This window comes from Enterobacter sp. FB, assembly GCF_000805795.1.
Classification (GTDB): Bacteria; Pseudomonadota; Gammaproteobacteria; order Enterobacterales; family Enterobacteriaceae; genus Enterobacter; species Enterobacter roggenkampii.
Genome location: NZ_JSZC01000016.1, coordinates 148,873 through 161,457 on the forward strand (window position 1 = coordinate 148,873; position 12,585 = coordinate 161,457).

Below are 12,585 nucleotides of genomic sequence, written 5' to 3' on the forward strand. Positions count from 1 at the left end.
GGTCTATCTCTCATTTTAAGCGGCTTTTTTCTCAAATGCCACCGGCGATTTCCAGCCGAGTGTTGAATGTCTTCGGCGTGGATTATAAAAGCCATTTATATATTCGAAGATTGCAATCTCAATATCTCGCCTTGTTTGCCAGTGTCTGCGCCAAATCAACTCAGCCTTTAATGATTTAAAGAAGCTTTCTACTGCGGAGTTATCAAAACAATTGCCTTTCCCGCTCATGGACGGCAGCAATTGATGTTTGAGCAGTAGCTTTTGATATTCATGAGCGCAATATTGGCTCCCACGGTCTGTGTGTTGAATACAACCCGGTGGTGGTTTGCGTAAAGCCAACGCCATATTCAGTGCCCTTAATGCAAGATCCTGCTTTAATCGATCACCTGTTGCCCAGCCAATCACGCGACGGGAATACAGGTCAAGGATAACAGCAAGATAGACCCATCCTTCTCTGGTCCAAACATAAGTGATATCGCCTGCCCATTTCTGGTTGGGTGCGCTTGCGCTAAAGTCTTGTTTTAATAGGTTCGGTGCAATGTTGAAGGTATGATGACTATCCGTTGTCCGTTTGAATTTACGCGTTCGAACAACTGTAATGTTATTCTGGCGCATCAAACGTCCAACCCGACGCTGCCCAACCTGCAGGCCCAGCGCTTTCAACTCTTCTGTCATACGCGGCCTACCATAGCTCCCCAAACACAACCGATGCTGCTCACGTATATGCGCTAGAAGTATAAGATCACGACGCTGGCGCAGTGATGGAGGACGGCGTTTCCATGCACGTAAACCACGATCTGTTACGCCCATCAAACGACATATGCGTGAACGTGAGAGAGAGCCACGGTAATCCGTAATAAACTGAAATCTCACAGCTTTTGTACTGCGAAAAATATTGCTGCCTTTTTTAATATCTCCCTCTCCTCCCGAAGGATACGGTTCTCTTTGCGTAAACGTTCATTCTCACGCAGAAGATCAGTGTCTTGGGTAGGAATTTTAGTTTCATCGGAAATTGATGCGATCCATTTCCCAAGCGTGGAAAGCCCAATACTTAAATCTGACGCAACTTGACGGCGTGTTAAGCCACTAGTGAGTGCTATGCGAACTGCATCACGCTTAAATTCATCACTATGCTTTAATGACATATATGGTCTCCTTGATAACAAATAATGCTCTCAAAAAGACCGGAACGAAACCGAGGCAAGTCCACTACGTAAGTCCGAGAACATGCTTTCCATGGTCTCTGAGCTCGCCTTTGGGACCGACATATCGGTAGAGAGTGACGCGCTCGATGCCGAGTTCCTTGCAGAGATCGGAAACTGAAGTATCGCGCTGGGCCATGGCGGCTTGCGCGAGACGCACCTGAGCTTTGGTGAGCGCGAATTTTCGTCCGCCCTTGCGACCGCGCGCTCTCGCGGAGGCGAGACCCGCCATGGTGCGCTCTCGGATCAGATCCCGCTCGAACTCGGCCAAGGTGGCGAAGATTCCGAACACCATGCGACCGGACGCAGTCGTGGTGTCGATCTGAGCGCCCTTTCCAGTCAGAACCCGCAGGCCGATCTTGCGGTCTGACAGCTCCTTCACCGTGTTGACCAGATGGGCAAGCGATCGTCCGAGGCGATCGAGCTTCCAGACCACCAGCACATCGCCGTCACGCAATGACTTGAGGCAGGCAGTCAAGCCAGGGCGATCATCACGACCGCCGGAAGCAAGATCATCATAGATATTGTCCCGTTCGACACCTGCGGCGCGCAAGGCGGCACTGTTGCAAAGTTAGCGATGAGGCAGCCTTTTGTCTTATTCAAAGGCCTTACATTTCAAAAACTCTGCTTACCAGGCGCATTTCGCCCAGGGGATCACCATAATAAAATGCTGAGGCCTGGCCTTTGCGTAGTGCACGCATCACCTCAATACCTTTGATGGTGGCGTAAGCCGTCTTCATGGATTTAAATCCCAGCGTGGCGCCGATTATCCGTTTCAGTTTGCCATGATCGCATTCAATCACGTTGTTCCGGTACTTAATCTGTCGGTGTTCAACGTCAGACGGGCACCGGCCTTCGCGTTTGAGCAGAGCAAGCGCGCGACCATAGGCGGGCGCTTTATCCGTGTTGATGAATCGCGGGATCTGCCACTTCTTCACGTTGTTGAGGATTTTACCCAGAAACCGGTATGCAGCTTTGCTGTTACGACGGGAGGAGAGATAAAAATCGACAGTGCGGCCCCGGCTGTCGACGGCCCGGTACAGATACGCCCAGCGGCCATTGACCTTCACGTAGGTTTCATCCATGTGCCACGGGCAAAGATCGGAAGGGTTACGCCAGTACCAGCGCAGCCGTTTTTCCATTTCAGGCGCATAACGCTGAACCCAGCGGTAAATCGTGGAGTGATCGACATTCACTCCGCGTTCAGCCAGCATCTCCTGCAGCTCACGGTAACTGATGCCGTATTTGCAGTACCAGCGTACGGCCCACAGAATGATGTCACGCTGAAAATGCCGGCCTTTGAATGGGTTCATGTGCAGCTCCATCAGCAAAAGGGGATGATAAGTTTATCACCACCGACTATTTGCAACAGTGCCCAAATCGGACGTACGCGTTGTCATGAAATTTTTGGCACTTTCTTAAGTAGGCGATAAGACTCTGCAAGGTCAATTACTGTTCCGCACATCGCGGCCGCTTGGAGCAACTCGCCATGCTCGTGGCAGATACCGAGAATGCGGCTCCAAGACAGATGTCTTGCATCTAGTCAACTCTCGACATCCACCGACCGACGGTCAATGTAATTTGCAATAAAATTCCTGTCAACTACGCGGTTACCCGCCTTATCACTGTTGAAGGCCACCGCTCATCACGCGTTTGCTGACATTGAGCCCTGCCGGCCGATCGGCCTGAGACTCTCAGCACAGGAGACGGCGGGTGACGAGCGTATACTTTTTCGACGCTTGGTTGCGGTCGCGCTAGGCGTGGCCGCCGACGAACCCGCTGGTGTCGCCCTTGCGGAGCAGCGCAAGGCGGACCTTGCCACGACATCCCCTCGCCCGCCGATCGTCTAAATTCGTCGAGGTTAAGAAATTCCCGCTCCGGCGAGGCCATCACCATCACCGGCGTCAGGTAGTGGACATGGCAGCAGCGCACGCAGGTCATTTCCAGTTTCTGGCCGTCGTCGAGATCGCCGACCTTCAGGCTCCGCTTCCAGCTCATCACCCGAAATCCTCTCAACTCGGTATCCGCGTATAGGGAATCTTGCCGCCGACATGTCCGCCAGCCGGTGGCTTCCGTTCGCTCAGGCTGATGACGGTGCGCCCCGAGAGCGCAATGAGTCCGTCGATCGCTGCTGATGCCCGTTCCCTGCGTTGCCGCCCGGCATCGTCGTCGAACAGCAAATCAAGCTGGCTGGCGTCAGGTCGAATAGTGTCACTCCGACGCGAAATACCTTCACGCCGCACGGATTGGCTTGTGCCAATTTGCGCCAAAGGGCGTCGATCCCGGCAAGCCCTGCCATCTGGACTCCGACCGACAGTCCCGAACTCAGCCCGCTTCGGCGCGAAACGCCATGCTGACTGCCTGATCACTCCGCCGGACAGATTCACCACTTTTGTGTTGTGACGCCTACTCCTATGGCTCGCCCCCTTCTTTTCGTAACGCCTGCAGATCGTCCTGATCTTCACGCTCATCTGCATAGGCTTCATCAGCGCCTGACTGGCGAGCACGATTCCGGCCCTAGCCGCAGGATCGCGCAGGACGACCTAGTTACGAACCAGGCCGAGTGTTCCTGACATCCATCGGCACCATAGTTCTGCTTATCCGGCACGCGCGCGTCAGGGGTGTGGTGAACTACAAAGCAGACCCGTTGAGGTTATCAGTTCGATGCACAATCAGCAGCGCATAAAATATGCACAAGAACAGGAGCACCCTTCGCATTAAGCTGTGGTGGTAACAAGTAGTGCCGGGCTACCATCAGCGAGCATGATGCGCTCCCACAGCATTCGCCTTGGCAGTATGGAAGTTCCTCGCTCCAGTTCGGGCCGGTATCCACCTCGAGTGACCCCAGCCGCCCCTCATGCCAACCGAGCCCATTAAGCGCAGAGTCGGCCGCAACTATCTCGGGGACGCATAAACACGCAGCGATTTACCAAGGAGTTCGGCTAGGTCAATCCGCAATTCCCTTTGCCTGGCCGGAGATGCCGCGAGCAAACAATGTGTCCGGTCGCTACCAGATGGACTTTGTGGGCGGAGGATTGCACCAGACGCTTCAGCGCAGCGTCGTACGATGAATCGGAAGGCCCGGTAAGCAATTGAAGAACCGCTGACCACCTCCCATCCGACAATGCAAGGGTGCCCCGCTCCCAGCGCGACACGGTTGCCTGATCCACACCCATTAATTCAGCTAGGTGACTTTGCTTCATATGACGAAGCAACCGCGCCCTCCGCACCTGCCGCCCCCTGTCATTCGTCAACATTCTTCAGCACCTCAATGTCGTTCGTAGTGAGCCTCATTTTTTCAAGACCGCCGATGATGAGAGCCAGGCCTCGCTCGAATGCCGCGTCCGGACCGCCTTCGTAGACGATTTTCATCGCGCTCTGTAGGCGCGCCGGCATCGTAGACGCTGAGGTGGTCAACTGATCTTCGCCCCGCTCCTCGGCGTCTGCCTCGCTAGCTTGCTGCTCAAGAACAGCGCCGACGGTGAAGTAGCTGATTGCCATCAACGCATAGGTCGCGTCACCTGCCGAAAAGCCAGCATCGCAAAGGAAGCGAAGCTGCGCGTCGGCTTTTTCCATCTGCGGCGCGGCTGGCCGCGTCCCGGCATGAATACGCGCGCCATCGCGATAAGCGAGCAACGCCCGTCGAAAACTGCATGCATTGCCCTTCAGGAACGAACGCCAGTCGTCGTCATCCCTTGGCGTCGAATGCGTGTGATTTATCGTCAGCATGGCTTCGGCAAGTGCGTCGAGCAACGCACGCTTGTTCTTGAAATGCCAGTAGAGCGCTGGCTGTTGCACCCCGAGGCGCTCAGCCAGTCGGCGCGTCGTTAGACCTTCCATGCCCACGTCGTTAAGCAGTTCGAGCGCGGTTCGGATCACGGCCTCGCGTTGGAGCTTGTTCATTCGCGAATTCTCATGTTTGACAGCTTATCATCGATAAGCTTTAATGCGGTAGTTTATCACAGTTAAATTGCTAACGCAGTCAGGCACCGTGTATGAAATCTAACAATGCGCTCATCGTCATCCTCGGCACCGTCACCCTGGATGCTGTAGGCATAGGCTTGGTTATGCCGGTACTGCCGGGCCTCTTGCGGGATATCGTCCATTCCGACAGCATCGCCAGTCACTATGGCGTGCTGCTAGCGCTATATGCGTTGATGCAATTTCTATGCGCACCCGTTCTCGGAGCACTGTCCGACCGCTTTGGCCGCCGCCCAGTCCTGCTCGCTTCGCTACTTGGAGCCACTATCGACTACGCGATCATGGCGACCACACCCGTCCTGTGGATCCTCTACGCCGGACGCATCGTGGCCGGCATCACCGGCGCCACAGGTGCGGTTGCTGGCGCCTATATCGCCGACATCACCGATGGGGAAGATCGGGCTCGCCACTTCGGGCTCATGAGCGCTTGTTTCGGCGTGGGTATGGTGGCAGGCCCGTGGCCGGGGGACTGTTGGGCGCCATCTCCTTGCATGCACCATTCCTTGCGGCGGCGGTGCTCAACGGCCTCAACCTACTACTGGGCTGCTTCCTAATGCAGGAGTCGCATAAGGGAGAGCGTCGACCGATGCCCTTGAGAGCCTTCAACCCAGTCAGCTCCTTCCGGTGGGCGCGGGGCATGACTATCGTCGCCGCACTTATGACTGTCTTCTTTATCATGCAACTCGTAGGACAGGTGCCGGCAGCGCTCTGGGTCATTTTCGGCGAGGACCGCTTTCGCTGGAGCGCGACGATGATCGGCCTGTCGCTTGCGGTATTCGGAATCTTGCACGCCCTCGCTCAAGCCTTCGTCACTGGTCCCGCCACCAAACGTTTCGGCGAGAAGCAGGCCATTATCGCCGGCATGGCGGCCGACGCGCTGGGCTACGTCTTGCTGGCGTTCGCGACGCGAGGCTGGATGGCCTTCCCCATTATGATTCTTCTCGCTTCCGGCGGCATCGGGATGCCCGCGTTGCAGGCCATGCTGTCCAGGCAGGTAGATGACGACCATCAGGGACAGCTTCAAGGATCGCTCGCGGCTCTTACCAGCCTAACTTCGATCATTGGACCGCTGATCTTCACGGCGATTTATGCCGCCTCGGCGAGCACATGGAACGGGTTGGCATGGATTGTAGGCGCCGCCCTATACCTTGTCTGCCTCCCCGCGTTGCGTCGCGGTGCATGGAGCCGGGCCACCTCGACCTGAATGGAAGCCGGCGGCACCTCGCTAACGGATTCACCACTCCAAGAATTGGAGCCAATCAATTCTTGCGGAGAACTGTGAATGCGCAAACCAACCCTTGGCAGAACATATCCATCGCGTCCGCCATCTCCAGCAGCCGCACGCGGCGCATCTCGGGCAGCGTTGGGTCCTGGCCACGGGTGCGCATGATCGTGCTCCTGTCGTTGAGGACCCGGCTAGGCTGGCGGGGTTGCCTTACTGGTTAGCAGAATGAATCACCGATACGCGAGCGAACGTGAAGCGACTGCTGCTGCAAAACGTCTGCGACCTGAGCAACAACATGAATGGTCTTCGGTTTCCGTGTTTCGTAAAGTCTGGAAACGCGGAAGTCCCCTACGTGCTGCTGAAGTTGCCCGCAACAGAGAGTGGAACCAACCGGTGATACCACGATACTATGACTGAGAGTCAACGCCATGAGCGGCCTCATTTCTTATTCTGAGTTACAACAGTCCGCACCGCTGCCGGTAGCTATTGACTATCCGGCTGCACTAGCCCTGCGTCAGATGGCTCTGATCCAAGGCAAACTGCCAAAATATCTGCTGGCACCGGAAGTCAGCGCCCTGCACCATTATGTTCCGGATCTGCATCGCAGGATGCTGCTGGCTACCCTGTGGAACACCTACATCTGTATTAACGAAGCGCTGGCATTGACCCTGAGTGATTTTTCTCTGGTGCCGCCTTATCACTGTTGAAGGCCACCGCTCATCACGCGTTTGCTGACATTGAGCCCTGCCGGCCGATCGGCCTGAGACTCTCAGCACAGGAGACGGCGGGTGACGAGCGTATACTTTTTCGACGCTTGGTTGCGGTCGCGCTAGGCGTGGCCGCCGACGAACCCGCTGGTGTCGCCCTTGCGGAGCAGCGCAAGGCGGACCTTGCCACGACATCCCCTCGCCCGCCGATCGTCTAAATTCGTCGAGGTTAAGAAATTCCCGCTCCGGCGAGGCCATCACCATCACCGGCGTCAGGTAGTGGACATGGCAGCAGCGCACGCAGGGGCACTGTTGCAAAGTTAGCGATGAGGCAGCCTTTTGTCTTATTCAAAGGCCTTACATTTCAAAAACTCTGCTTACCAGGCGCATTTCGCCCAGGGGATCACCATAATAAAATGCTGAGGCCTGGCCTTTGCGTAGTGCACGCATCACCTCAATACCTTTGATGGTGGCGTAAGCCGTCTTCATGGATTTAAATCCCAGCGTGGCGCCGATTATCCGTTTCAGTTTGCCATGATCGCATTCAATCACGTTGTTCCGGTACTTAATCTGTCGGTGTTCAACGTCAGACGGGCACCGGCCTTCGCGTTTGAGCAGAGCAAGCGCGCGACCATAGGCGGGCGCTTTATCCGTGTTGATGAATCGCGGGATCTGCCACTTCTTCACGTTGTTGAGGATTTTACCCAGAAACCGGTATGCAGCTTTGCTGTTACGACGGGAGGAGAGATAAAAATCGACAGTGCGGCCCCGGCTGTCGACGGCCCGGTACAGATACGCCCAGCGGCCATTGACCTTCACGTAGGTTTCATCCATGTGCCACGGGCAAAGATCGGAAGGGTTACGCCAGTACCAGCGCAGCCGTTTTTCCATTTCAGGCGCATAACGCTGAACCCAGCGGTAAATCGTGGAGTGATCGACATTCACTCCGCGTTCAGCCAGCATCTCCTGCAGCTCACGGTAACTGATGCCGTATTTGCAGTACCAGCGTACGGCCCACAGAATGATGTCACGCTGAAAATGCCGGCCTTTGAATGGGTTCATGTGCAGCTCCATCAGCAAAAGGGGATGATAAGTTTATCACCACCGACTATTTGCAACAGTGCCTCTTGAACGCTATCAGATTTTGAAAAAGGAACATGTATGCCGCGTCGCGTCACTCTAACCGATCGGCAGAAAGACGCGCTGTTGCGCTTGCCGACTTCACAGACGGATTTGCTCAAGCACTATACGCTGAGTGATGAAGACCTTGGGCATATCAGGCTGCGTCGGCGCGCTCACAACAGGTTCGGCTTCGCCCTGCAATTGTGTGTCCTGCGCTATCCCGGCCGGGTGCTGGCTCCAGGCGAACTGATCCCTGCAGAGGTCATCGAATTTATCGGAGCGCAGCTTGGCCTGGGTGCCGACGATCTCGTAGACTATGCTGCCCGCGAGGAAACACGGCACGAGCATCTTGCCGAGTTACGGGGGCTCTACGGCTTCCGCACCTTCTCCGGACGTGGTGCGAGCGAGCTGAAGGAATGGTTGTTCCGAGAAGCCGAGATGGCGGTGTCGAACGAGGATATCGCCCGTCGCTTCGTAGCCGAGTGCCGACGCACCCGCACTGTCCTTCCCGCGACATCCACGATCGAGCGGCTTTGTGCCGCGGCTCTCGTCGATGCCGAGCGACGCATCGAGACGAGGATCGCCAGTCGGCTGCCTATGTCGATCCGAGAACAGTTGCTGGCATTGCTCGAGGAGACGGCTGATGATCGGGTGACCCGTTTTGTGTGGCTGCGCCAGTTCGAGCCTGGCTCGAACTCTTCGTCGGCCAACCGGCTGCTCGACCGGCTCGAATATCTGCAACGCATCGATCTCCCCGAGGATCTGCTTGCCGGCGTTCCTGCCCATCGGGTGACTCGTCTGCGCAGGCAGGGTGAACGGTATTATGCCGACGGCATGCGCGATCTCCCGGAGGACAGGCGGCTTGCGATCTTGGCTGTTTGCGTCTCGGAATGGCAGGCGATGTTGGCCGACGCAGTGGTCGAAACCCACGACCGGATCGTCGGCCGTCTCTACCGTGCTTCGGAGCGTATTTGCCATGCAAAGGTCGCAGACGAAGCGGGGGTGGTGCGTGACACCCTGAAATCCTTCGCCGAGATCGGGGGCGCCCTGGTCGATGCACAGGATGATGGCCAGCCGCTGGGCGATGTCATCGCGAGTGGGTCAGGGTGGGACGGCTTAAAAACCCTTGTTGCAATGGCAACCAGGCTGACCGCCACCATGGCCGACGATCCGCTCAATCATGTGCTCGACGGTTATCACCGCTTCCGCCGATACGCTCCACGCATGTTGCGCCTGCTCGATCTGCGAGCTGCGCCCGTTGCACTGCCGCTTCTGGAAGCGGTGACGGCCCTTCGTACCGGTTTGAACGATGCCGCGATGACCAGCTTCTTGCGGCCCAGCTCGAAATGGCATCGCCACCTTCGGGCCCAGAGGGCTGGCGACGCTCGCCTATGGGAGATCGCGGTGCTGTTCCATCTGCGCGATGCGTTCCGCTCCGGAGATGTCTGGCTTACTAGGTCCCGGCGCTATGGCGATCTGAAACACGCACTCGTTCCGGCACAATCCATCGCGGAAGGCGGTCGTCTCGCTGTGCCATTGCGGCCGGAGGAATGGCTGGCAGACCGGCAAGCTCGCCTCGACATGCGGTTGCGCGAGCTTGGCCGTGCCGCTCGCGCAGGCACGATCCCGGGCGGGTCGATTGAAAACGGCGTTCTGCATATCGAGAAACTCGAAGCCGCCGCGCCGACAGGCGCCGAAGATCTGGTGCTCGATCTCTACAAGCAGATCCCGCCCACGCGCATCACCGATCTCCTGCTGGAGGTGGATGCGGCGACCGGCTTCACCGAAGCGTTCACCCATCTGCGCACAGGAGCACCCTGCGCTGACCGGATCGGGCTAATGAACGTTATCTTGGCGGAAGGGATCAACCTCGGCTTGCGCAAAATGGCGGATGCGACAAACACCCACACCTTCTGGGAATTGATCCGCATTGGACGGTGGCATGTCGAGGGCGAAGCCTATGACCGGGCGCTGGCCATGGTGGTCGAGGCACAGGCAGCGTTACCCATGGCCCGGTTCTGGGGCATGGGCACGTCGGCTTCGAGCGACGGACAGTTCTTCGTCGCTACAGAGCAAGGTGAGGCCATGAACCTGGTCAACGCGAAATATGGCAATACCCCGGGCCTGAAAGCCTATAGCCACGTCTCCGACCAATATGCGCCGTTCGCAACCCAGGTGATTCCTGCAACGGCAAGCGAAGCGCCTTACATCCTCGATGGCCTGCTGATGAACGATGCTGGACGCCATATCCGCGAGCAGTTCACCGACACGGGCGGCTTCACCGATCACGTCTTTGCCGCATGTGCCATTCTCGGCTACCGGTTCGCTCCGCGCATCCGCGACCTGCCATCCAAACGGCTCTACGCGTTCAATCCGTCGGCCGCCCCGGCGCACCTGCGAGCGTTGATCGGCGGAAAGGTCAACCAAGCCATGATCGAGCGCAATTGGCCCGACATCCTGCGCATCGCCGCCACCATTGCTGCCGGGACCGTCGCGCCAAGCCAGATTCTGCGGAAACTCGCCTCCTATCCGCGGCAGAACGAGCTCGCGACAGCCCTGCGGGAAGTCGGTCGCGTCGAGCGCACCCTGTTCATGATCGACTGGATTCTGGATGCCGAACTCCAACGGCGTGCCCAGATCGGGCTCAACAAAGGCGAAGCTCATCATGCGCTGAAGCGGGCAATCAGCTTCCACCGCCGCGGTGAAATCCGCGACCGTTCCGCCGAAGGCCAGCATTACCGCATCGCCGGCATGAATCTGCTCGCCGCCATCATCATCTTCTGGAACACCATGAAGCTCGGCGAGGTCGTTGCAAACCAGAAACGCGATGGAAAGCTGCTATCGCCCGATCTCTTGGCCCATGTTTCGCCGCTCGGATGGGAACACATCAATCTCACCGGAGAATATCGCTGGCCAAAGCCTTAGCGTAGGATTCCGCCCCCTCCCGCAAACGACCCCAGCTTAATCACCAGCGCGTTGACGATATCAATAAAGAACGCCCCGACCATCGGCACCACCAGAAACGCCATGTGCGATGGCCCAAAGCGTTCGGTGATCGCCTGCATGTTGGCGATAGCCGTTGGGGTTGCCCCCAGACCAAAACCGCAGTGACCCGCCGCCAGCACCGCCGCATCGTAGTTTTTGCCCATCATGCGCCAGGTGACAAACATGGCGTACAGCGCCATAAACAGGGCCTGCACCGCCAGAATCGCCACCATCGGCAGCGCCAGGGAGGCCAGCTCCCACAGCTTGAGGCTCATCAACGCCATCGCCAGGAACAGCGAGAGGCAGACGTTGCCAAGCACCGACACCGCCCGTTCAAACACGCGGTAGAAACCCATCAGCGCCAGACCGTTGCTCAGAATCACCCCGATAAACAGCACGCAGACAAACGTCGGCAGCTCAAACGCGGAGCCCGCCAGCCATTGCGCAACCACTTTACCCACGGTGAGGCAGATGGCGATCATCGCGATGGTTTCAATCAGCACCAGCGAGGTGATACTGCGTCCAACGTCAGGCTTTTCAAAGGCGGTCGGTACCAGCTCGTCGTCCGGCCTGCCGTCCGGCGTGGTGGAATGCTTCACCAGATAACGCGCCACCGGGCCGCCAATCAGGCCACCCAGCACCAGGCCAAAGGTGGCACAGGCCATCGCCACTTCCGTTGCATTTTCAAAACCGTAGCGCTCGACGAACAATTTACTCCATGCCGCCCCGGTACCGTGACCGCCTGACAGCGTAATCGACCCCGCCAGCAGCCCCATCAGCGGGTCCAGCCCCAGCAAGGTTGCCATGCCGATGCCAATCGCGTTTTGCATCAGCAGCAGCCCCACCACCACAATCAAAAATACGCCAAGCACCTTACCGCCCGCCCGCAGGCTTGCCAGGTTGGCGTTCAGGCCGATGGTGGCAAAGAAGGCCAGCATCAGCGGGTCTTTCAGGGACATGTCAAAATCGATTTCCCAGCCCATGCTTTTTTTGAGCACCAGCAGGGCCAGCGCCACCAGCAGGCCGCCAGCGACAGGTTCAGGAATGGTGTATTTTTTCAGAAGGGAAACGCTATGTACCAGCTTACGGCCAAGCAGTAACACCAGCGTTGCGGCAACAAGGGTCGACAACGTATCGAGATGAATCATAGAAGGCTCCTTTTTTGCGCGTGTTCCATACACACGCGGCGTTATCCTGGGCCGGTTTGCGCTCTTCATGAGCTTCCGGCGCAAAAAGTGTAATTTTTTTTCCTCATCGGATGTAGAAAACCTGCTCACGGCGGCAGATTTTCTTGTCTTTTTTTGCTGGCAATCGTTTGCTTTTACCAGGTGGTCAGATAAAATGCCCGCTTTTCCACCGTGGG

8 protein-coding genes and 3 pseudogenes are annotated in these 12,585 nt (G+C 57.3%); 3 read left to right on the top strand and 8 right to left on the bottom strand.

The window, feature by feature from the left end; all coding sequences use genetic code 11:
* Window positions 1-15 precede the first annotated feature (15 nt).
* The 5 genes from PI91_RS21475 to tetR(C) all read right to left on the bottom strand — a co-directional run bounded on the left by PI91_RS21475 (window position 16) and on the right by tetR(C) (window position 5,105).
* Window positions 16-1,145 (bottom strand): IS3-like element IS1133 family transposase gene (locus PI91_RS21475; protein ID WP_085959879.1). Its coding sequence is split into 2 segments (ribosomal slippage): window positions 16-899 and window positions 899-1,145, totalling 1,131 coding nucleotides; the frame shifts between segments, so codons are not numbered across the junction.
* 64 nt (window positions 1,146-1,209) lie between these two features.
* Window positions 1,210-1,755: a recombinase family protein gene (locus tag PI91_RS21485; RefSeq protein WP_011013294.1), complete on the bottom strand. Its 546-nt coding sequence runs from the start codon at window positions 1,753-1,755 to the stop codon at window positions 1,210-1,212.
* A 55-nt stretch (window positions 1,756-1,810) separates the two neighbouring features.
* Window positions 1,811-2,515, bottom strand: a complete 705-nt coding sequence (locus tag PI91_RS21490; RefSeq protein WP_001067855.1) for an IS6-like element IS26 family transposase — start codon at window positions 2,513-2,515, stop codon at window positions 1,811-1,813.
* Between the two features lie 1,629 nt (window positions 2,516-4,144).
* Entirely contained in the window at window positions 4,145-4,459 is a 315-nt protein-coding gene (locus tag PI91_RS26665; RefSeq protein WP_061342203.1) for a helix-turn-helix transcriptional regulator, read from the bottom strand.
* Window positions 4,446-5,105 carry a tetracycline resistance transcriptional repressor TetR(C) gene (gene tetR(C), locus PI91_RS21505; protein WP_001038045.1) on the bottom strand — a complete coding sequence of 220 codons (660 nt, stop codon included), beginning with the start codon at window positions 5,103-5,105 and terminating at the stop codon, window positions 4,446-4,448. The genes PI91_RS26665 and tetR(C) overlap by 14 nt, the downstream gene beginning before the upstream one ends.
* 92 nt (window positions 5,106-5,197) lie before the next feature.
* Here tetR(C) and tet(C) point away from each other — a divergent pair.
* Window positions 5,198-6,387, top strand: a pseudogene (gene tet(C), locus PI91_RS26240) (tetracycline efflux MFS transporter Tet(C)).
* A gap of 91 nt (window positions 6,388-6,478) precedes the next feature.
* On the opposite strand, the pseudogene PI91_RS26670 reads toward tet(C), so the two are convergent.
* Window positions 6,479-6,568 (bottom strand): annotated as a pseudogene (locus tag PI91_RS26670) (type VI secretion protein); the annotation flags it as partial.
* 268 nt (window positions 6,569-6,836) lie between these two features.
* On the opposite strand from PI91_RS26670, the pseudogene PI91_RS26245 reads away from it, so the two are divergent.
* Window positions 6,837-7,106: pseudogene (locus PI91_RS26245) on the top strand (hypothetical protein); the annotation flags it as partial.
* A 366-nt stretch (window positions 7,107-7,472) separates the two neighbouring features.
* On the opposite strand, the gene PI91_RS21525 reads toward PI91_RS26245, so the two are convergent.
* Window positions 7,473-8,177 (bottom strand): IS6-like element IS26 family transposase, encoded by a 705-nt coding sequence (locus PI91_RS21525; RefSeq protein ID WP_001067855.1) that lies wholly within the window; start codon window positions 8,175-8,177, stop codon window positions 7,473-7,475.
* Between the two features lie 99 nt (window positions 8,178-8,276).
* On the opposite strand from PI91_RS21525, the gene PI91_RS21530 reads away from it, so the two are divergent.
* Window positions 8,277-11,162 carry a Tn3 family transposase gene (locus PI91_RS21530; RefSeq protein ID WP_001138082.1) on the top strand — a complete coding sequence of 962 codons (2,886 nt, stop codon included), beginning with the start codon at window positions 8,277-8,279 and terminating at the stop codon, window positions 11,160-11,162.
* On the opposite strand, the gene gltS is transcribed toward PI91_RS21530, so the two are convergent.
* A complete protein-coding gene (gene gltS / locus PI91_RS21535) occupies window positions 11,159-12,370 on the bottom strand; it encodes a sodium/glutamate symporter (protein ID WP_039267077.1) in 1,212 nt (403 codons plus the stop codon). The two genes, PI91_RS21530 and gltS, sit on opposite strands and share 4 nt — an antisense overlap.
* Window positions 12,371-12,585 lie beyond the last annotated feature (215 nt).